Source organism: Chryseolinea soli, from assembly GCF_003589925.1.
Lineage (GTDB): Bacteria > Bacteroidota > Bacteroidia > Cytophagales > Cyclobacteriaceae > Chryseolinea > Chryseolinea soli.
This window is the reverse complement of sequence record NZ_CP032382.1, coordinates 2,142,962-2,162,951: the sequence shown is the minus strand read 5'-3', so window position 1 is coordinate 2,162,951 and position 19,990 is coordinate 2,142,962. Positions and strand designations below refer to the sequence as shown.

20 protein-coding genes are annotated in these 19,990 nt (G+C 50.8%); 5 read left to right on the top strand and 15 right to left on the bottom strand.

All coding sequences use genetic code 11. The features are described 5' to 3' along the window. Positions 1-8: 8 nt before the first annotated feature. From D4L85_RS09395 to D4L85_RS09370, 6 genes are all read right to left on the bottom strand, one after another. Entirely contained in the window at positions 9-986 is a 978-nt protein-coding gene (locus D4L85_RS09395) for a polyprenyl synthetase family protein (RefSeq protein ID WP_119754083.1), read from the bottom strand. 9 nt (positions 987-995) lie between these two features. Then, positions 996-3,158: a ribonuclease R gene (gene rnr / locus D4L85_RS09390; RefSeq protein WP_119754082.1), complete on the bottom strand. Its 2,163-nt coding sequence runs from the start codon at positions 3,156-3,158 to the stop codon at positions 996-998. A gap of 343 nt (positions 3,159-3,501) precedes the next feature. Next, positions 3,502-4,221, bottom strand: a complete 720-nt coding sequence (locus D4L85_RS09385) for a 3'-5' exonuclease (protein ID WP_119754081.1) — start codon at positions 4,219-4,221, stop codon at positions 3,502-3,504. Between the two features lie 57 nt (positions 4,222-4,278). After that, positions 4,279-4,683: a hypothetical protein gene (locus D4L85_RS09380; protein WP_119754080.1), complete on the bottom strand. Its 405-nt coding sequence runs from the start codon at positions 4,681-4,683 to the stop codon at positions 4,279-4,281. Between the two features lie 15 nt (positions 4,684-4,698). Further along, positions 4,699-5,433: a lipoyl(octanoyl) transferase LipB gene (lipB, locus tag D4L85_RS09375; RefSeq protein WP_119754079.1), complete on the bottom strand. Its 735-nt coding sequence runs from the start codon at positions 5,431-5,433 to the stop codon at positions 4,699-4,701. A gap of 1 nt (position 5,434) precedes the next feature. Continuing rightward, positions 5,435-6,253, bottom strand: coding sequence for a metallophosphoesterase family protein (locus tag D4L85_RS09370; protein ID WP_160143632.1), 819 nt, complete (start codon positions 6,251-6,253; stop codon positions 5,435-5,437). Between the two features lie 140 nt (positions 6,254-6,393). On the opposite strand from D4L85_RS09370, the gene D4L85_RS09365 reads away from it, so the two are divergent. Beyond that, positions 6,394-6,744: a YraN family protein gene (locus tag D4L85_RS09365; protein WP_119754077.1), complete on the top strand. Its 351-nt coding sequence runs from the start codon at positions 6,394-6,396 to the stop codon at positions 6,742-6,744. A gap of 13 nt (positions 6,745-6,757) precedes the next feature. On the opposite strand, the gene polA is transcribed toward D4L85_RS09365, so the two are convergent. After that, on the bottom strand, positions 6,758-9,439 hold the full coding sequence (gene polA, locus D4L85_RS09360; protein WP_236849108.1) for a DNA polymerase I: 2,682 nt from the start codon (positions 9,437-9,439) through the stop codon (positions 6,758-6,760). Between polA and D4L85_RS09355 the strand changes: the two genes are divergently transcribed. Further along, positions 9,332-10,096 carry a Uma2 family endonuclease gene (locus D4L85_RS09355; RefSeq protein ID WP_228450832.1) on the top strand — a complete coding sequence of 255 codons (765 nt, stop codon included), beginning with the start codon at positions 9,332-9,334 and terminating at the stop codon, positions 10,094-10,096. The genes polA and D4L85_RS09355 overlap by 108 nt on opposite strands. 82 nt (positions 10,097-10,178) lie before the next feature. On the opposite strand, the gene D4L85_RS09350 is transcribed toward D4L85_RS09355, so the two are convergent. Then, positions 10,179-10,658, bottom strand: coding sequence for a hypothetical protein (locus tag D4L85_RS09350; RefSeq protein ID WP_119754075.1), 480 nt, complete (start codon positions 10,656-10,658; stop codon positions 10,179-10,181). Positions 10,659-10,912: 254 nt separating this feature from the next. On the opposite strand from D4L85_RS09350, the gene D4L85_RS09345 reads away from it, so the two are divergent. Then, positions 10,913-12,547, top strand: a complete 1,635-nt coding sequence (locus D4L85_RS09345; protein ID WP_160143630.1) for an AMP-binding protein — start codon at positions 10,913-10,915, stop codon at positions 12,545-12,547. A gap of 77 nt (positions 12,548-12,624) precedes the next feature. Here D4L85_RS09345 and D4L85_RS09340 read toward each other — a convergent pair whose 3' ends face one another. The 3 genes from D4L85_RS09340 to D4L85_RS09330 all read right to left on the bottom strand — a co-directional run bounded on the left by D4L85_RS09340 (position 12,625) and on the right by D4L85_RS09330 (position 14,760). Then, entirely contained in the window at positions 12,625-13,470 is an 846-nt protein-coding gene (locus D4L85_RS09340) for a dienelactone hydrolase family protein (protein WP_119754073.1), read from the bottom strand. A 51-nt stretch (positions 13,471-13,521) separates the two neighbouring features. Further along, positions 13,522-13,995, bottom strand: coding sequence for a DinB family protein (locus D4L85_RS09335; protein ID WP_119754072.1), 474 nt, complete (start codon positions 13,993-13,995; stop codon positions 13,522-13,524). Positions 13,996-14,148: 153 nt separating this feature from the next. Further along, positions 14,149-14,760: a 2OG-Fe(II) oxygenase gene (locus D4L85_RS09330; protein ID WP_119754071.1), complete on the bottom strand. Its 612-nt coding sequence runs from the start codon at positions 14,758-14,760 to the stop codon at positions 14,149-14,151. 22 nt (positions 14,761-14,782) lie between these two features. Here D4L85_RS09330 and D4L85_RS09325 point away from each other — a divergent pair, with 22 nt between their 5' ends. Continuing rightward, positions 14,783-15,331, top strand: a complete 549-nt coding sequence (locus D4L85_RS09325) for a hypothetical protein (RefSeq protein ID WP_160143629.1) — start codon at positions 14,783-14,785, stop codon at positions 15,329-15,331. Positions 15,332-15,390: 59 nt separating this feature from the next. Here D4L85_RS09325 and D4L85_RS09320 read toward each other — a convergent pair whose 3' ends face one another. From D4L85_RS09320 to mltG, 3 genes are read right to left on the bottom strand one after another with little or no spacing between them, the layout of a single operon-like run. Next, entirely contained in the window at positions 15,391-16,371 is a 981-nt protein-coding gene (locus tag D4L85_RS09320) for a YihY/virulence factor BrkB family protein (RefSeq protein ID WP_119754069.1), read from the bottom strand. Beyond that, on the bottom strand, positions 16,368-16,775 hold the full coding sequence (locus tag D4L85_RS09315) for an acyl-CoA thioesterase (protein WP_119754068.1): 408 nt from the start codon (positions 16,773-16,775) through the stop codon (positions 16,368-16,370). Before D4L85_RS09315 ends, D4L85_RS09320 begins: the two co-directional genes overlap by 4 nt. Positions 16,776-16,777: 2 nt before the next feature. After that, positions 16,778-17,836 carry an endolytic transglycosylase MltG gene (gene mltG / locus D4L85_RS09310; RefSeq protein ID WP_119754067.1) on the bottom strand — a complete coding sequence of 353 codons (1,059 nt, stop codon included), beginning with the start codon at positions 17,834-17,836 and terminating at the stop codon, positions 16,778-16,780. A gap of 139 nt (positions 17,837-17,975) precedes the next feature. On the opposite strand from mltG, the gene D4L85_RS09305 reads away from it, so the two are divergent. Beyond that, entirely contained in the window at positions 17,976-18,605 is a 630-nt protein-coding gene (locus D4L85_RS09305; RefSeq protein WP_119758716.1) for an L-threonylcarbamoyladenylate synthase, read from the top strand. Positions 18,606-18,608: 3 nt separating this feature from the next. Here the strand turns inward: D4L85_RS09305 and D4L85_RS09300 are convergent, their stop codons facing one another. Continuing rightward, positions 18,609-19,856 (bottom strand): N,N-dimethylformamidase beta subunit family domain-containing protein, encoded by a 1,248-nt coding sequence (locus tag D4L85_RS09300; RefSeq protein WP_160143628.1) that lies wholly within the window; start codon positions 19,854-19,856, stop codon positions 18,609-18,611. Positions 19,857-19,990 lie beyond the last annotated feature (134 nt).

Genomic DNA, 19,990 nt, shown 5'->3' with positions numbered 1-19,990 from the left:
GATTCTGTTTAGGATTGCCGACCGATGAGGGCTTCGGTGAAAGCATTTAGCCTTTGCAGCGCTTCCGCCGAACCTTGCAGGGTTTTCAATTGGGTGAATCCTTTCTTGAAATACTGGTTGACTTTTCGTTCGGTGAGTACGCGAATGTCCAACGCGTCATAGATGGATTTTACAGCCGCAATCTTTTCATCTTTCTTGAATTTCTTTGCCAGCAGCCATTGTTGGAGCTCAGCTTTGTGTTTGCCCCGTGCATTTTCCAGGGCCTTGATGAGCAAAAATGTTTTTTTGTTGCTCATGATATCACCGCCTACTTGTTTGCCGAATTTTTTTGGATCGGCATAGGCATCCAGCAAGTCATCTTTCAATTGGAAGCCAATACCAATATTGGTTCCGAATTGACGCAGGGCACGGCACTCCTTTTCATCGGCACCGGCCAAGATTGCACCTAATTCAAGACTGAAGCCCAACAGCACAGCCGTTTTCAAACGGATCATGTTCAGGTATTGGTCTTCCGTTACGGTAGGTTTGGTTTCAAACTCCATGTCCCATTGCTGGCCTTCGCACACCTCGGCGGCACAAGTGTTAAAAGCTTTGAGAATGCGCTTCAATTTGTCGTTCTCTACTGATAAAAACATCTCGTAAACCTTTACCAGCATGACATCGCCGGAGAGGATGGCCGTATTTACATTCCATTTTTTGTGTACCGTTGCCTTGCCTCTGCGCAAGGGCGCCTTGTCCATGATGTCGTCGTGCATCAATGTGAAATTATGGAAGGCTTCCACGGCCACGGCGTAGCGCACCACATTTTTTACATCGGGTTTATACAGGCTGTAGGCCAGCAACGTCAGCATGGGCCGCAAGCGTTTACCTCCCAAGCCCATCAGGTAACGGATGGGCTCGTAGAGGGACGCAGGCTCTTTGCCATACTGCTGTTTTTTGATTTCTTGTTCAATCCACTGCTGATAGCGGGTGATAGAGGACGGCATGGCGGAGAATTATTCTTCGGTGGATTTTACTTTTGGAGCAAAGATCAGGTCGATCAAACGTTTGTCGATGTCGGTTCGCTTCACCATCACCTGGATGCGGTCGCCCAGCGTATAGCTCTTGCGTGTTTTACGCCCGGTGATGCGATAGTTCTTTTCATCGAATTCGTAGAAGTCATCGGTCATGTCGGCCATGCGGATCATGCCTTCGCATTTTGTTTCCACGATCTCTACATAAATGCCCCATTCGGTAACGCCGGAGATCAATCCTTCGTAGGGTCTCTTTTCGGCAGTCGACATGAACTCTACTTGTTTGTATTTGATCGATGCACGTTCGGCATCGGCGGCGCGTTTTTCTCTTTCGGAGGAATGTACGCTCTTGGCTTCGTACTCGGTTTTGTTCACGGTCTTGCCCTCGTCGAGATAGTGTTGCAACAGGCGGTGCACCATCATGTCGGGATAACGGCGGATGGGCGATGTGAAGTGTGAGTAGTGACTGAACGCCAACCCGAAGTGGCCTTTTGCATCGGTGGAGTACTTGGCCTTGGCCATGGTGCGGATGGCGAGTTGTTCCAAAACATTTTGCTCTGGCTTGCCTTCGATCTCCGTCATCAGTTTGTTCAACGAGCTGGAGATGTTGGTCTCGTCCACGTTCATCTTGTGACCGAACTGGCGGGCAAACACCGAAAAATCCTTCACTTTTTCCGGGTCGGGGAAATCGTGGATCCGGTATACAAAGGTGTTCTTCTCTTTCCCTTTCTTCATGTTGTACACATAGGTGGCCACTTGTTTGTTGGCCAGCAACATGAACTCTTCGATGAGCTTGTGCGCATCTTTGCGCACTTTGGGAATTACTTCGAGGGGCTTGCCATTTTCGTCGAGCTTGAATTTTACTTCGGTGGTCTCAAAGTTCACGGCGCCTTTGCTGAAGCGATCTTTGCGCAGCTTTTTGGCCAGCGTGTTCAGGATGGTCAGCTCTTCCGACAGTTCGCCTTTTCCTTTTTCCAATACTTCCTGGGCGCCTTCATAGCTGAAGCGCTTGTCGGAGTGGATGATGGTGCGACCGAACCATTCTTTTTTAATATGGCCTTTGTCGTCCATTTCAAAAACGGCGGCAAAGGTGAGCTTGTCTTCGTGGGGACGGAGCGAGCACAATTCATTCGACAGGCGCTCGGGCAGCATGGGAATGGTCCGATCCACCAGGTAAACTGAAGTGGCACGATCGTACGCCTCCTGATCCAGAATGGAGTTGGGCGTTACATAGTGCGTTACATCGGCGATGTGAACCCCGATCTCGTAGAGCCCGTTGTCGAGCTTGCGGAAGGAGAGGGCATCGTCAAAGTCCTTGGCATCTTCGGGGTCGATGGTGAAGGTTGTGATCTCGCGGAAGTCCCACCGTTTTTTGATCTCTGCTTTGGTGATGTCTTCGTCGATCTTTTTGGATTCGCTCTCCACCTTTTCCGAAAATTTGAAAGGCAGGTCGAACTCGGCCATGATGGAGTGGATCTCCGCTTCATTTTCGCCGGCTTTACCCAACACTTCCACGATCTTTGCTTCGGGCTTGCGGTCATTTTCCGCCCACGAGGTGACTTCGATGATCACTTTGTCACCGCTTTTTGCTCCGTTGATATTTTCAGGATACACAAAGAAATCTGTGTGCATCTTTCTGTAGTCCGGCACCACGAAGGCAAAACTTTTCGACAGTTCCACTTTCCCTACGAACTTTGTCCGGTTGCGCTTTACCACGGAGGTCACTTTGCCCTCGGGGTGCTCACCATGACGGGTAGGATATATTACAATCGTAACCGTATCACCATCCACCGCGGAGCCGAGGTCTCTTTCTTTGATGTAGACGTCGGTCTGGTCTTCCCCGAGCTTTACATAGCCAAAGCGTGAGCTCACGTGATCCAGAACACCCGTGAGCGTTTCCTGTTTCCGGTTGCTGATGAAGGCCCCATTGTCTTCCTGGAGACGGCCATTTTCTACGAGGTCGTCCAGGATTTGGCCGAGGGCCTTGATATCATCTTTCTTCTTGAGGCTTAATTTTTTGAGGAGGTGTTTGAACGAATAGGGCTTGCCCATGTTGTTGTCTACCACGGCGAGGAGGGCCGCTTCTAAAACTCCCCGCTTATTTCCGCTTTTTTTATCTTTTGATTTTTTTTTCGATTTACTCATTACTTGATTTTTTGACGTACGTCACCCTTTGGGAAATGCTTCCCGGTGACAAATTGTTTTAACTTTAATTTATAATAACTCGGATTGATAACGGTGCAGGGGCATCATCTACACCTGAAAAAGTATGGTTTGAAAAGTTCGGGGGTGTTGCCGTTTCCCCGGAGTGGATTGCCGTGTGGTAGCGTTGGACATGGCGCGATGTCCGGTCTCCAAACTTATTTCTTCAAGCATAACATGCCGGCTGCAGTTATTCATCACTGTTTTACGGAACGAAGATACGAAATTTATTTTTAGGTCTCCCGAAACGCTCCGCCGTTCCGTTTCCGAGCGGCGTTCAGGACTTTTATTCGGTGCTTTTGTGCACCAGGGGCTGGTTTAAGGAGATCGTCTTCATTTTGAGGTATAATTCTGCCAATACCACCACATCGCGCAGACAATAGTCTTTGATCTTGTTCAGGTCTTTATCGACGTGATAGACCTTGTTCACCTGGCTGCCGTCCATATCGCCTTTGCTGGAGGGCACGTTGAAGATGGTGGCCAGCAGATCCAGCGAGGTGTAGTGCTTGAAGTCGCCAAACTTCCACATCTCCATCGTGTCGAGGTGGGGCACTTCCCAGGTCTTTTTGCCCATCAGGTTCAGCACCGGCGGCAGAGGGATGCCGTTCACCAGCATGCGGCGGCAGAGGTAGGGGTAGTCGAACTCTTTGCCGTTGTGCGCGCAGAATTTTAAAGCGAACGGATCGAGTTTCTCCACCATGGTTTTGAACTCCATCAGCAGTTCGCGCTCGTCGTCGCCAGCATAGGCCTTTGTTTTCAGACCCAGGTCGCCATTCTCGGTGTCATAGAACTTTCCCACGGCAATGCACACGATCTTGCCAAATTCTGCATAAATGCCGGCGCGGTCGTGGAAGATGGTTTCGTCGGTGTGGTCGCTGTCGCGTTTAAAAAAACCGGCCTTGCGCGCCCATTGCGTTTTCAGGCGCTCATCCAGGGCGTTGTAGTCTGCCGTTTGGGCGACGGTCTCGATATCGAGAAACATGAGGTCGCGTAGTTCTTGGATCATCTCACATCGGGAGTTGCTGGATAAATGTAAACATTACCACGCGAGGCAAAAAATTTTTCACGAGTGCAATACCCCATCCATCTCAATTTCCCGGATAAACGAGATGTTCTCCTCGCGGATGGAGTCCGGCACAAACACAAAACGCTTGTCGAAGATCTGCGAGCCAATGTAGTAGCTCACCCAGTACTCGTTGTTCAGGTGAAAGATCGCCGGGTCGATAGGCTCTATCAGTGTCGCGCTATTCGGAGCGATCGTATCCAGAAAATGACGCAAGATGGACGTCTTTTGTTCTTCCCCATCCTTTTCACCATAGCCCTTGCTGGCCACCAACGTATTCTCTATGGGCTCGTGATTGTTGTTGATCAGGTAAACTCTCCAATCAAACCCTCCTAATTCGTTTTTCTTTCGGCCCACGGCCAGTGTCACATGCTTTACTTCCGGTATAACAATATCCTTGATCATAAATCTCTCAAAATTCTAACTCCTGACTCCGTTCGCCACCATTTCCATCTCAAATAACTGCGCGAGGTGTCCCTGAAGTTTTTGCTGCACCTCTAAGACGTCTACGGATCTGCCCAATTCCTGTTGCAGGGAGGTCACGGCTTTGTCGGTGATGCCGCACGGAATGATGTGGCTAAAGTACGAAAGGTCGGGATTAACATTCAATGCGAACCCGTGCATGGCCACCCAGCGGCTCATCTTCACCCCCAGCGCGCAAATCTTGCGGGCCTGGTTACCCTTTTCAAAATCAACCCACACGCCGGTCAGGCCTTTGATGCGTCCGGCGTCGATTCCATAGTCCTTTAATGTCAGGATGACAGCCTCCTCCAGGAAACGCATGTACTGGTGAATGTCGGTAAAGAAATTCTCCAGGTCGATCACGGGATAGCCCACAATCTGGCCCGGACCGTGATAAGTGATGTCGCCACCCCGGTTGATGTGGTAGTAGGTGGCATCGATGGCGGTCAGGTCTTCTTGCTTGAGGAGGAAATTATTCTCCTTGCCACTCTTGCCCAGGGTGTAGACGTGGGGATGTTGGCAGAAAAGAAGAAAATTCTCGGTCGTCTGGTGTTCCTGCTCCGGCAGCGAGCGGTTCAGGGCCTTCACGGCCAGGATCTTATCGAACAACGACGCCTGGTAATCCCAAGCTTCCTTGTAGTCGATGAGGCCAAGATCGATGACGCTGGTTTTTTTGTTGATATGAAAGTTCACCTCAGAATGACGCTTGATTGATCTTTTTAGTCGGGTTCATGATGTACGTGAGGTACGAACCGTCGCGCATTAGTTCCACAACACGAAAACCCTTGTAGGCAGTTCCCCAGCTTCCGCCAAAATGTGAGTCGAACATGTAGGGCACGGTGCCGATCATTTTCACCCCATCCTCCTCGTGTTCGTGGCCGTGGAACACACCGCGGATGTTCTTGTGTTCTTTCATCATTTCCAAAAAGGCAGGCGTTTCCAACGAAAACTTTGCCCATTTGGCCTGGGGGATGTGCACGAAGACAAAGACATTTTTCTTTTGTTGATGCTCTTCCAGTTTGGCTTTCATCCAATCCAGGTTGGGACTGAGGTATTCTCCTTTTTCGTTGGACGTGGTGGCCAGCAACAGCACGTTTTCCTTGATCGCTACGTCGTGATTTACGGGCATGCCCCAGAACTCATTCCAGTAGTCGTCGCTCACCTTGTCGTGATTGCCCTTGGTGACATAATATTTTACCGGAAGCTTATCCAGTTGGGCTTTGGCGGGGACGAGAAAATCTTTTTCATCGTGAATGATGTCGCCGTTGATCACGCAAAAGTCCAGGGGATTTTGCTGGTGAAATTTTGTGACCTGGCCGGTCATGGTCTCGAAAAACGAAACATAGTCGGTGTTCTTCTCGCCGTAGTGTCCATCGGAAGCCACAGCGAAGCGGAGCACGACATCCTTTTTTAGCCAGGCCGCATCGGCGGGTGTGAGTTTTAACACGCTGCCTCCCAGCATCACGAGGGATGCGGAAGAGATGTGGCGGATAAATTCTCTGCGGGTTGCCATGATCAGGAACATTTACAACGCTAAGGTACAGTTTATTCGCCTTGGCGAGAGCCGGAAATAAATGTTAATATTATTTCATTGCCGGGTATTTTTTTTCGGAGACATCCGTAAATTAATCCTGTCAAAAAAAATTTACCGTTGTGAGAGATCATTTAGACACTGGCGCCCGTGGCGAGCAGCTTGCCGCGGACTTTTTAAGATCCAAAGGGTTTGAGATCGTTGCCCGGAACTACCGGCACCGACGCGCGGAGATCGACCTCATTGTGAAGCGCGACAACTGGCTCATTTTTGTGGAAGTGAAAACCCGGACGTCCATATCGTATGGCTACCCGGAAGAGTTTGTCGATGATCAAAAAGCGCGGCTGATCTTTCAGGCAGCCGAAGAATACATCTACTCCACCGATTGGCAAGGGCACATTCGTTTCGATATCGTGTCCGTGCGCATGGGTCTGCCACCGGAGATCATTCATTTTGAAGATGCGATAAACTGATCCTTTCCGCGCCCTAGTGCGCCTCCAACCAGTTCAGCCCTACGCCGACTTCCACCTCCATGGGTACTTCCAGGTGCACGGCGTACTTCATCAGGTTGATGATGTTTGCTTTCACGATCTCCACCTCGTCTTTGTGCACATCGAAACACAATTCGTCGTGTACCTGCATGGTCATTTTCGATTTGAGTTTCTCTTTGCTCAGCCAACGGTGGATATTTACCATCGCGATCTTGATGATGTCGGCGGCGCTGCCTTGTATGGGTGCGTTGATGGCGTTGCGTTCTGCAAAGCCGCGGGTGGTGACGTTGCGGGAGTTGATGTCGCGCAAATAGCGTTTCCGTCCCAGGATGGTTTCCACATATTCTTTTTCCCGCGCCATGTTTATGGAGTCGTCCATGTAGCGCTTAATGGCGGCAAATTCGGTGAAGTACGATTGGATGATCTCCGCTGCTTCCGTACGTGAAATGCCCAGGTTTTGCGACAAGCCGAAGGCCGTGCTGCCATACAGAATGCCGAAGTTCACCTCTTTTGCTTTCCGGCGCATGTCGGGTGTCACTTTGTCGAGCTCGACTTTAAAAACTTTTGCGGCCGTGGTGGTGTGAATGTCCCGCTTGTTGCGGAAGGCGTCGATCATAGTTTGATCCTTGGCAAAGGACGCCGCGATGCGCAGTTCAATTTGCGAGTAGTCGGCCGACATGAAGAGAAACTCATCGTTCCGAGGCCCGAACGCTTTGCGTATTTGCCGTCCCTTCTCCGTGCGGATGGGAATGTTTTGAAGGTTGGGGTTATTCGAGCTCAAACGTCCAGTGGCCGCGACAGCTTGACGATAGTCGGTGTGGATGCGGCCGTCGGTTTTGCTGATCATTTTTGGCAGTGCATCCACGTAGGTGGAGCGGAGCTTTTCGTATTCGCGGTAGTCGAGAATACGCTTGGCAATTTCATGTTTCGGCGCTAGCGTCAACAAAATGTCTTCGCCCGTGGCATACTGACCCGATTTTGTTTTTTTCGGCTTCTCGATCAGTTTCATTTTATCGAAAAGAATATCGCCCAATTGTTTTGGCGAGCCGATGTTGAATTCGGTGCCTGCCATTTGAAAAATGTCGTGCTGCACTTTGTCGCTTTCCACTTTCAGTTCCTCCGACATTTTGGCCAGCGATTCCGTGTTTACTTTCACGCCTTCAAATTCCATTTGTGCCAGCACATACACCAACGGCATCTCGGTGTCGCTCATCAGCCGGCTGACGCGCCGTTGTTCCAGTTCGGCCTTCAATTTTTCACGCAATTGAACAAGCTGGTCGGCGCGTTCACAGAGGCGGTCTTTCAGGCTGCCGGTTTCCATCAAATCATAGCCCAGGTACTGCGAGCAAATGATGGGCAGATCGTGTGAAGCTTCGGGTTCTATCAGATAGTGCGCCAGCATGGTGTCGAACAACGGACCCGCTACTTCCACACTATTTTTCTTTAACGCCAGGATCATGGCCTTCAGATTATGACCGACCTTGCCGATTTGTGCATCCCCTAAAACGGGTGCCACGATCTTCGCGGCCCGCGTTGCCTGTTCGGCCGTGTCGATGGGAAAATAAAAGGCCTCGTCTGCGCGATAGGCAAAAGCGATGGCTCGCCATTGAAAATCGAAGTTGGGCGCGTCGTCGCTAAGGGTATCTAAGGCAATGTGGCGTTGTTCCTTTAGTTTCACCATCAACGCCTGCAGTTGCTCTTCATTCTCCAGTTGTGTGTATTGCACGGTTTGGCTGGCGAGTGTTTTTCGTTCGGTCATCACCTCCGCCACGACGGGTTCGTCGGGTTGGCCGAACATGGAGAGCTGTGCGGGCTTGGGCGCTACACGCGGCACATCGGCCATGTATTCGCCAAAGGCGCGGGCCGAAATGGATTTGAATTCGAGGTCGTTGAAGATGGGCTTCAGTTTTTCGGCGTCGGGACCTTTGTAGGCCAGCTCGTTTTCGTCGAAGGCCACGGGAACGTCGGTGATGATGGTGGCGAGCTTCTTGGAAAGAATGGCCTGATCGCCAAATTGTGTCACCAGATCTTTTTGCTTGCCTTTCAGATCGGCTGCGTGAGCCACAATGTTTTCTACACTTCCGTATTGCTTTAGCAGGGTGGCCGCGGTCTTGGGTCCGAAGCCCGGAATGCCGGGGATGTTATCGGATGTGTCTCCCTGCAAACCGAGCATGTCGATCACCTGCGACACGTTTTCAATATCCCATTTTTCGCATACTTCCTTGGGGCCGAGCACGTCGACGGCGTTGCCCATGTAGGCGGGTTTGTAAAGAAAAACGCAATCGTTCACCAATTGCCCAAAGTCTTTGTCGGGCGTCATCATGTATACTTCGAAGCCTTGCTTGCAGGCCTGTGAGGCGAGGGTGCCGATAATGTCGTCGGCTTCGTAGCCATCCATTTCGAGGATGGGGATGTTGAAGCCGCGGATGATCTCTTTCACGATGGGGATACCCGTGCGAATGTCTTCAGGAGTTTCCTGGCGGGTGGCTTTATACTCTTTGAAAATCTCGTCTCGAAACGTCTTGGCCACGGTGTCGAAGGCGACGCCGATGTGGGTGGGCTTTTGTTTTTGGAGCACTTCCATCAACGTGTTGGTGAACCCGAAGGCCACGGAGGTATTTATGCCTTTGGAATTGATCCGGGGGGTTTTGGTAAAGGCAAAATGCGCGCGGTAGATCAGTGCGTAGGCATCGAGAAGGAAAAGTTTTTTGTCGGGTTTACTCATGCTGCAAAGTATCGCACATTCGAAAAGAATCCAACGTTTCTCAAAAGGATTGCGCAAGGTTTTTGGTTATTTTTAAGAATGCGCAACGTCGCCGTTTTCGCTCCCCTCACCGCCCTGGAAGTTTGTGAAAACCTACCGGAAAGCACGTTGGCTGAAGTTATTGATAACAAAATCTATCTGTCCGATTCACCGGTTGCCCGCCATCAGAGCATTAGCCTTCATTTGGCCTCACAATTATTCTTCTTCGCAAAGCAGAACGACGCGGGTAGTGTTTTTGTGGCACCTTTCGATGTTTATTTAGACGAAGAAAAAAGCCTCGTCCAGCCCGATATTTTATTTATTCTTAAAGAAAATGAGCATATCGTCAGGGGCCATGTGCACGGCTCACCCGACCTGATCATAGAAATACTTTCTCTAGCTAGCAAAAAGCGGGACCTCGTTACAAAGAAACCTCTCTACGAAAAATTTGCCATCAAGGAGTATTGGATCATCGATCCCGAAACGAACACAGCTTTTGGTTTTCAACTTCAGAAAGGCGTGTATGTAAAGCTTCCCCCAGAAAAAAATAAGCTTACATCGCCCCTGCTCAAAAATGTTTTTGTGTTCTGACCCAGCAAAAGAAAAGCGCGACAGGAAAATCCCGCCACGCTCCTTACCACCTAACTATTATGACAAATGAATGGATGCTTTGCTACTTCTTAGTAGCGGCGCAGTCGTGTTCGAACGTATAGTCGTCGTCTGTTTCTAATGTATACTTGAAGTTTATGACACTTCCGTTCACAGAACCCGAACCGGATAACGCAATGGTCATGGTCTTGCCTTTGAAGGATTGGTGTGGAATGTTGAATGTGTTTCCTTTGATGGTGGCCTTTACCGGCACGTACATAAAATCACCGAAATTGCTGATCTCCACATTCGCGCCACCATCCTTGGATTTGGTGATGGTCACTTCATAGTTTTCGACTTCGTCATATTCATCGGTGTCGGCCACGGCATAGGTGCCCGCGAGCTTCGATACATCTGCACTAAAGTCTTCGTTGTCATCTTTGCTGCAGCTGCTCAGGATCAGGGTCCCGATAAAAATCAGGATGCCCGCGAGGAACGGATACAAGGAATCGATGGACGTGAATCGAGCCGCCAAAGCTTTGGGAGAGGGGGGTGTTTTTTTCATGAATCGTTAAACTTTTGTTGTGAAAGGGCGGATTACTCCGAGGCTGCAAATTTTGAGCCCGGGTTCAGATACGGCAAGGTTGCCGTTTCAGCCGTCAAAAGCCGTTGACAAAAGGTTTACACGGGGTTTTCCGGGGGTCGACGGCATGTTGACAAATGCGGGTAAAAAATTGGTTTTTAGCTTGAAAAACGTCTTTTTTGTTCGAGCCCCGTTTCCCTCGACAAAAGGCCATCACCAAACCGAAACCTTACTCCATGAACCCTGTTCAGCAATTCAGTCATTGGGAGGCCACAACTCCTGGGGCAACTTTTCTACAACAACCGCTCGCGGGTCAATGGAAAAAATGGACCTATAAAGAAGCCGGCGACGAGATCCGGCGCATGGCCACGGCCCTGGGCACCTATGGATTGCCACCGAAAAGCAAAATTGCGATCCTCTCCAAAAACTGCGCACACTGGTTTATGGCCGACCTCGCCATCTGGATGGCGGGACATATCTCCGTACCGCTTTATGCCACCTTTACTGCGGCGACGATCCGCCAGATCCTGGAACACAGCGAGTCGAAAATTCTGTTTGTCGGCAAGCTCGATACCTGGGACGAGCAACGGTCAGGGATTCCCGATAACGTTCAATGCATTGGGATCTCTACCTACATCAGCACTCCCTACCCTACCTGGGAATCGCTCGTGACACAACATGCACCCCTGACAACTTTTGCCTCATTGGGGTCCGACGATCTGGCCACGATCATGTATACTTCAGGCACCACGGGCAATCCAAAAGGCGTGATGGCCACGTTCGCTTCCTTTGCCTATGTGATTACCGAAGGATTGAAACACCTCGAGGCAGAAAACGGCAAGCAACGATTCTTCTCCTACCTGCCCCTGAGCCACGTGGCCGAGCGTTCGCTGGTTGAGATGGGGACGATCTATTCGGGCTCTACGGTGTACTTCTCCGAATCGCTGCAAACTTTTAGCGAAAACCTGGCGCATGCACAGCCCACCATCTTCCTGGCCGTGCCGCGCATCTGGGCCAAGTTTCGCGAGAAGATCCTGGAAGCCATGCCCCAACCAAAACTGGACCGGTTGCTAAAAATTCCGCTGGTGCGTGCCTTGATAAAAAATGCCATAAAAAAGAAACTGGGTCTGGCAAAAGCCAATTGGGTGATCTCCGGTGCAGCGCCCATAGCCGCCGAGTTGTTGGAATGGTTTCAACGCCTCGACGTCACCATCCGCGACACCTACGGCATGACTGAAAATCTGGCTTATTCGCATGTGAACCTTCCGAGCGTGAAGTATGGCACCGTAGGCAAAGCCTGGCCCGATGTGAACGTTCGCTTCAGTGAGAACGGCGAGCTGCAGGTAAAACACCCGGCCATTATGAAGGGCTATTACAAAGACCCGGAGCTAACCCAATCCGTCATCACCGACGATGGCTATCTGCGCACCGGCGACAAAGGCATTGTCGATGACGAAGGATTCCTGACCCTCACCGGTCGTGTGAAAGATCAATTCAAGACCGACAAAGGAAAATTTGTGAACCCCACACCCATCGAGCTGCAACTGCTGCGAAACCCCGACATCGACCAGGCTTGTGTGGTGGGCATGGGCATTCCCCAGCCGATTGCTTTAATAAATCTTTCTGCGGCGGGGAAATCAAAATCCCGGGAAGCCATCCTGGAAAGCATCCGCCAAACTTTTTCGGAACTCAATCCTGTGTTGGAAACCTACGAACGCCTGGAGGCCGCCGTGGTGATGCGCGACGATTGGACGGTGGAGAACGGCATGCTCACCCCTTCGCTAAAGCTCAAGCGGAATGAATTGGAAAAAGCGAATCTCTCAAAATATCCCGAATGGTATAAAACGAATTCCGTGGTGGTGTGGGAATGATGATGCATCGCGCTGCGATAAAAATAAAAAGGGAACTGAATTTATCAGCTCCCTTTTTTATTTTCATTACGATCCGCTTATCTCAAATGTGACTGGAAGAAAGTCAGCGTGCGTTTGTAGGCATCGTCTGTGGCGGTCTTGTCATAGATGGGATTGCTGGGATTGGCGAAAGCGTGATCGGCATCATAGCTTTTCACTTCCAGTTTCTTTCCGGCGGCCTTCATGTTGGCTTCAAATTTACTCACCACTTCGGGGGTGATGTATTTTTCCTTCGAAGCAAAGATGCCGAGCACATCGGTGTTGAGGGTCTTCAGTTTTTCAACGTCGTCGACGGGCATACCATAGTAGATCACACAGCCTGCCGCTTGCTTGCCGGCGGTGAGGGTGGCCAGCAGCGACTGTCCTCCACCGAAGCACCAGCCGATGGTTCCGATCTTGGCCTGCGGGCCAACATAGGCGATGGCGCCTTTCACAATGGCATCGCCGCGCTCTTGTTTGAATTGCTGCATGTATTGGCCGGCAGCGGCGCGGTCGGCCGTCACTTTGCCGTCATACATATCGAGGGCGATCACGTTCACGTTGCCGAGGTCTTTGAACAGTTCATCGGCTTCTTTCTTGATCCAGTCGTTCAGGCCCCACCATTCCTGGAAAACAAAAATCCAGTTGTTGGTTTTTGTTTTGTTTGTGAGCAGGTAGGCATTGGCTTGCTGGCCGTCGGGAGTTTTGTAGGTGATCATCTTACCACCCTCCTGGCTCACGTGCACATAGGGCCGGGGTGTGGCGTGTTCGCTGTTGAATTTTTTGTTGGATGCAAAAACGGCAAATTTTTCCGTGGACGAGGTGTGGCATACGGTGATACCATCCTGCCCAAAGGCCGTGGCCACCAAGAGGAGCGCAAAGAGTTGAAGTGCAATTCTTTTCATATGGGTTATGTTTAGGTGTTCATAAAACCGCGGCCAGCTTGATTTTGTTCATCACTCCTTCCATTGGCCGGTGATCACCCGGTCGTAGGTAATGAAATCGGTATTGATGGGCTCGAATCCTTTTTGACGCAACTGCATAGCGATCTGGGCGCGGTGGTAGCTGCTGTGGTTCACCAGGTGGATCATGATCATCTCCACGTTGTTGATATAAGGATCGCCGGTGTAGTTGGTGTAGGTGAGCTCGCGATTGAAGTTATCGGTACTTTCAACAAACTCCAACCAAAGCCTGCCCGCTTCCTCCGCCATGGTCGTCAACTGCTCCAGCGTGTACTCTCCGCCCCAAAGCTTCACCTGCGCCGGGGGCAACCCTTTGATGCGGTGCAGCCAAAGAAATTGCGCTGCCACGATGTGGCCCAAGAGGCCGAGGATTTTTTCGTCGTTCACGTGCTGACGGGTCAGGGCACTTAACACACGCTTGTTCGCCCACTGGTTGTACTGATAGAGTTTCAGGAAATACTGCTTCATGTTTTACAGAAAATTGAAATGATGGTTCATAAAACGGCAGGCAAGTTACACGCTTTTATTCATGCCCGAATATGCGAGGCATACCGATAATAAAAACACCGTATCATTCCATAAAAAAAAATCCATTCAAATGCCGTTGATCCTCGCGTCACATCAGATCCTCACATCCACCAATTGATCCAGCATCCAACCGGTAAGGCTGAGGCGCTCGCGTGTGGCGGGCAACACTTCATGTTCGATCTGGTCGCTGCGAAAACAAACCAGGCGACCGGCCAGGGGCAGGGTGTCCCGGTGAGCATCGCCCAGGTACATGCGCAGTTGGCCGCCTTCTTCCGGTTTCCAATCGGGGTTCAGGTAGCAGATCACAGACAGACGACGGTGGTCATTTTTCTTGAATTGATCGAGGTGACGTTTGTAGTACGATCCTTTTGGATAAACCGTGAGGTGCACCTCATAATCTTTTAAGCTTAGGAACAGATTTTGATTGAGGAACTGTACGAGTTCGTTCAATCGATTGAGGTACACGCGCACAGCTTCCGGCGAGGTGCTTTTATCCAGCCATTGAATATAATCCCCACGGATGGCTTCGTTGATCTGCAGGCCTTGGTCTTTGCCGATGCCGGCTTTTTTGAATTCGGATACGCCGGCCTTGAACGTGTCGAGGTTCAAAATGGCCGAGACTTCTGCGGGGCTGAGGAAATCGTCGGCAATGGCGTAGCCATTTTCCGCCAATCCGTCGGCAATCGAATCAAAGTGGGTGTTCATGTGTAACAAATTTATAAATAGAATGTCTATACTTACCACGACGATGGCAACTTCACACGGCAAACTTATGATGTATTCCTTTTTAAAGCTTTCATTCTCCAGGAACCCCGGCAAAAGCATACCTTCCGGCTATGCTTTTTTGGTGCTTGGGTTTTTGTTTTTACTCACCGCCTGCAACGGCCCGCATGAAGAGATCGTGCTGCGGCAAATCCGCGATGTGGTGGTGGATGCCTCCACCGACCCGATGCTAAAAGCCAATGCCATCTTCTACAACCCCAACAAAGTGCGCGGCAAGCTGAAGCGCATCAATGTCGACATTTGGGTGAATGGGAAGAAGGCGGCGACGGTAGATCAGAAACTGCGGACGGAGATCCCTGCGCAGAAGGAATTTTCGGTGCCGCTGGAGGTGAAACTTGCGATCAAGGAGTTGGGGTTGTTAGATACGATCCTGGGGATGATCGGGGGGAAGAAATTTGAAGTGCATTATAAAGGGTTTCTGAAATTGAACTACCACGGCATTCCTATTAAAGTGCCGGTCGATTACACCGATACGATTCGGATAAGTTTTTAAAGGGGCCGCTTCGTTCTCAATTTGAACCGCAAAGGGCGCAAAGTTTAGCGCAAAGAAATTCAGGTCTTTTTGAGGCGAAATTTGCGGGCGTTCCAGAGGGCTTCTTTGCGGATGGCGTCGTGGATGCTGGTGTTTACTTCGTAGCCGACCAGCAGCACTACCGTGATGAGCTGGATCCAGGCCATCAAGGCGATGAGCACGCCGATGGAACCATAGACTTTGTTGTAGGTGCTAAAGTTTGTGACGTAGAAGGAGAATCCATACGACACGGCCAGGGTGAGCAAGGTGGCCAGCAACGATCCGATGGAAAAGAAGCGCCAGTTGTAGTGGATGGCCGGACCAAAATAATAGATGGTGGAAATGGCCAGGAAGAATGCAATGAAGACCGCCACGAAACGCGAAATGTGAAGGAGCGTTACCGTAAAGCCCGTCAGCCAATCGAATTCCGGCAAGTGGGCCATAACATACTGCAGCACAAACTGGCCCACAATCAGTAAGATTACTGCCAAAAGGAGCGCAAAGGCCATGTTAACGGTGAGCCCTGTGGCGATCAACCGTGTTTTAATTCCGCCGCGGTTTTCGATGGTCCGGTAACAGGCGTTGAAGGCGCGCATCAGTGCCATCATGCCATTGGTGGAGAGGTATAACGAAAACACAAAACCCAGCGACAACAAGCCTCCCCGTTGGTTGCTCACAATATCCAATACCGTCGAGGAGATCACCTCAAACATGCTGGGGGGAATTTGCTCGCCCACAAAATCCATGATGCTGTTGGTGTTGATCTCGGGGAAATAATCTGTTACATAGGGAATGAGCGTAAACAAGAAAATGATCGCCGGAAATATCGCGAGAATAAAGTTGAAGGCCACCCCGTTGGCACGGTCCAGGATCTCGTCGTCGGTCAGGTTTTTTAGAAAGATCTTCAGGATTTTGTAGAGCGAAACGTTCTCGTGTTTTTTGAAACGCACTTTTTTCAGCCAGGTGAAAAGCAGCCACCCGGGATTCCATTGAAGCAGTAGACGTTTGTATTTGAATTTCATGCGAAGAACGGCTGCAAGACTTTTTCCATCTCTGCCGGCGGCCGGCGGGGCCGGTTGGTCAGTTTGTCGACAAACGCCAACAGCGTTTCGCCCTGGTGAATGAGCTTGTTTTGCTCGTTAAAAATTTCGTACTCAAACCGGATGCGCACGCCGGGTTTTTCGCGCAGCGTGGTTACGATCCTGAGTTCTTCGTCGTAGCGACCGGGGGCCAGAAATTTCGATTTATTTTCCAGCACGGGCATGATGACGCCCATCGCCTCAATTTCGCGGTAGGTCAGTCCGAGTTGGCGCAGGCTTTCCACGCGGGCCACTTCATAATACATGGCATAAAATCCGTAGTACACATATCCCATCTGATCGGTTTCACCATACCGCACGCGAATCTTGGTCTCGGATTGATACATGCTTAGTGCTGTTGTTGTTTTCGCAGCGCCTCGCCTTTTTCCTGCTCGATGGTGAGGGCGCGCTGATAGCGGGCGGCGTTGCGCATGTGTTCCTCGTAACTGTTGGTAAAATTATGGAATCCGGAAAAATCCTCGCGGGCGCACATATAGTAATAGTCAGTGTTGGCGTGATCCAGCACGGCGTCGATGGAACTGATCTCGGGCATGTTGATGGGGCCGGGTGGCAAGCCGGGATATTTGTAGGTGTTGTAGGGCGAGTCGATCTGCTTGTGGCCGTTCAGCACGCGCTTCAATGTGAAATCGCCCACGGCAAAAACCAACGTGGGGTCTGCCTGCAGGGCGATGCCTTTGCTGAGCCGGTTCAGGTAGAGGCTGGCAATGATGGGAGCCTCCTCGTCTTTAATGCTCTCGGCCTGCACGATCGACGCCAGGGTGGACACCTCGATGGGCGTGTAGCCCAGAGCCTTGGCTTTTTCTTTTCGTTCGGCGTTCCAGAATTTATCGTATTCCACGTGCATGCGCTCGATCAGCCTTTCGGGCGAGATGTTATAGTATACCTCGTAAGTGTTCGGAATGAACATGCTCAGCACGTTGTCTTTGTTGAACCCGTATTTGTTGTTCATGGCAAACGCGATGAGGGCCGCCTCAAACTCGCCCTTGTCCATGCTGAGGTTCTTTGTGATTTTTTCGGCCAGCTCGGGAATCAAACGCACGTTGTTGAATGTTATCCTCACCGGTTCCTGTTTGCCCGACCGCAGCGCCCGGATGGCCTCCAGGTTGGTCATGTTCTTCAGCAGCACATACCGGCCGGGCTTCACATCGTGCGTGTATCCCATGATGCGCGCCAGGAAGCTGAACGATAAAAGGTCCTGCACAAAATCGCCTTCGTGCAACTCTTTCTGGATGTCCTTGAACGTTGCCCCTTCGGGCACCAAAATCAAGCGGTTCTCTTTATCGACCAGGATGTTCGGCGTATACACCATCTGGAAACCGTAGAAGGTGAAGGAGATCCCTAAAATGGAAAACAGTAGAAAGAATATCAGGCGCTTGCTCGGCTTCATATCAGGATAATAGGGCTCAAAAATAGTGAAAGGTTATTAGTTAACCGATAGTAAAAACACCCGGAAAAGGGTTTTGGATCCGCACAAAAAAGCCCTTCCTGGTTTAAATTTTCGCGATTTATTTAACTTTCAGAAAAACATGGCAGCAGAATTATTAAAAATACATCCCCAAAATCCGGAAGGCCGAAAGATCGCCCACGTGGTGGACGTACTCCGGCAGGGGGGCATCATCATCTATCCCACCGACACCATCTATGGCATTGGCTGCGACCTCATGAACCGCAAATCCATCGAACGTCTTTGCCGGATCATGGATATCAAGCCCCAAAAACTCGACCTCTCTTTTATCTGCAACGACCTCAGTCACATCTCGGAATATGTCCGCAAGATCGACACGCCCGTTTTTAAGATCCTGAAGAAAGCGTTGCCCGGGCCATACACCTTCATCCTGGAATCGAGCAGCAAAGTGCCTAAGATCCTGGATGTGAACAAGCGCACGGTGGGCATCCGGATCCCCGCCCACAACATCCCACTCGACATCGTGAAGCTGCTCGGCAACCCCCTCATCACGTCCTCCATCAAAGACGACGACATCATTAAAGAATACACCACCGATCCGGAAGAGATTTACGAAGATTTTAAAAACGAGGTGGATCTTGTGATCGATGGCGGCCCCGGCGGCAATGTGCCCTCCAGCGTTATCGATTGCACCGATGAAGAGATCACGATCATCCGCCGCGGTCTCGGCGATGTGGATAAGATCATCTGATCGTTAGTTCGAGAAAACCGTCTGACCCGCCAACAGTTTTTGGATGGCGTTTTGCGTAATGCCTTTGATCTTGTCTCCCGAGCTTCCACCCATGCCACTGCCCGAGCACCAATCGGTGGAGCTGGTATTCACAATGATGCCCGAGGTTTTTGTTTTCTGGCTCACGATGAATGTAGAAATGGTCTCGTTCACCCGGAAGCCTTTATCGAATCCGACGATCTCGGCCTTCTCGAAATTGAGAGCGGCCTTGTCCAGCACAGGATAGCCATCGGCGTCGAAGCCGGTGATGGGTGCGCCGTCATACTCCGACGTGGGACAAGAAATAACATCGCCCTTGGCCAGGTTTAAGCCTTGCAACAAAGGCGAATTGGGCGCGATGATCTTGTAGCCGTTCCAGCCGTTGTCGGTCTTCATGCCGTAGCCGCCGTGCGGGAAGTCGGCGCCGAGACTGGAGAGGATAGAATATTGCAGGGATGGGTTGGTCCACTCGATCGTCTTCAGCAGCTCGTCGGTCTCGGGATCGTTGTTGTGATTCTTATAACAAATGAGACCTGTCTTGTCGGTGGAGTAACGCACCTGCCACCACATGTTGTTGCCCGACAGCACGAGCGCGTGGCCCCCGTTGTCGACAAACTTATCGAAGTTCAAGCGTCCCTGGCGGGTCCAGTATTCGTTGTGGCCTACGATCACGATGATCTTTGCATGGGAGAGGCGATCGTAACTATCCAAGTCAGCATCGGCCGCATAACCGATCTTCACATTCTTCATGTCGCTAAACCATGTTAGGCAGACCGTTGAGAAGGGCTGTAGCGCGATGGGCCGCAGAAACGAAACCATCGGCGGGCGGTCGGACGCTGAGTAGAGACTCTTGCCTCCGCTTTCCTCATAGGCGTTGGCGGTGTTGGAAGGATAGACAATGAGCAGGTCTATGGCTTCGGGTGTTCTGACAATAAAGGGAACTTTATTCTCGATGAAGTACATACCACTTTTCACCGTGGCAGGGATCGGGAATTTTATCGTTGGGTTAAAACCAAATCCATTCGTAGAAGGATGATCCGTATTCATTTCCTGGATCGTGAGCGGCGAGGCGATCGAAAATGCTTTGGCGCCTTTTACATCATAGATATCCAAGCGGCAGAGGTCCACGACTTTGCTGGACTGGATGTAGGCCGTCACCTCCTCGTCGGGAGCATAGGAGACCTTGTCGGTGTAGCCCAATGAAATGGTGGGCGCGCAAGGGTTGGTGGGCAAACCGTTGGTCGGCGGAGGTTGTGTTGGAGGGTTTGTGACCGGGGGAGTGATTTCCTTCTCTGGATCTTCACGACAAGAGTATAGAATGGTGAGGACACAAAGGGATAAACTGGTGGTTATACCACGAGAACGGC

Coding starts and splice junctions, on each gene's coding strand:
- D4L85_RS09325 (WP_160143629.1), top strand. CDS start 14,783: ATGTCTATACTTACCACGACGATGGCAACTTCACACGGCAAACTTATG.
- D4L85_RS09305 (WP_119758716.1), top strand. CDS start 17,976: ATGGCAGCAGAATTATTAAAAATACATCCCCAAAATCCGGAAGGCCGA.
- D4L85_RS09335 (WP_119754072.1), bottom strand. CDS start 13,995: ATGAAGCAGTATTTCCTGAAACTCTATCAGTACAACCAGTGGGCGAAC.
- D4L85_RS09385 (WP_119754081.1), bottom strand. CDS start 4,221: ATGATCCAAGAACTACGCGACCTCATGTTTCTCGATATCGAGACCGTC.
- D4L85_RS09395 (WP_119754083.1), bottom strand. CDS start 986: ATGCCGTCCTCTATCACCCGCTATCAGCAGTGGATTGAACAAGAAATC.
- D4L85_RS09380 (WP_119754080.1), bottom strand. CDS start 4,683: ATGATCAAGGATATTGTTATACCGGAAGTAAAGCATGTGACACTGGCC.
- D4L85_RS09340 (WP_119754073.1), bottom strand. CDS start 13,470: ATGAAAAGAATTGCACTTCAACTCTTTGCGCTCCTCTTGGTGGCCACG.
- D4L85_RS09350 (WP_119754075.1), bottom strand. CDS start 10,658: ATGAAAAAAACACCCCCCTCTCCCAAAGCTTTGGCGGCTCGATTCACG.
- rnr (WP_119754082.1), bottom strand. CDS start 3,158: ATGAGTAAATCGAAAAAAAAATCAAAAGATAAAAAAAGCGGAAATAAG.
- D4L85_RS09370 (WP_160143632.1), bottom strand. CDS start 6,253: ATGGCAACCCGCAGAGAATTTATCCGCCACATCTCTTCCGCATCCCTC.
- D4L85_RS09330 (WP_119754071.1), bottom strand. CDS start 14,760: ATGAACACCCACTTTGATTCGATTGCCGACGGATTGGCGGAAAATGGC.
- mltG (WP_119754067.1), bottom strand. CDS start 17,836: ATGAAGCCGAGCAAGCGCCTGATATTCTTTCTACTGTTTTCCATTTTA.
- D4L85_RS09320 (WP_119754069.1), bottom strand. CDS start 16,371: ATGAAATTCAAATACAAACGTCTACTGCTTCAATGGAATCCCGGGTGG.
- D4L85_RS09345 (WP_160143630.1), top strand. CDS start 10,913: ATGAACCCTGTTCAGCAATTCAGTCATTGGGAGGCCACAACTCCTGGG.
- D4L85_RS09315 (WP_119754068.1), bottom strand. CDS start 16,775: ATGTATCAATCCGAGACCAAGATTCGCGTGCGGTATGGTGAAACCGAT.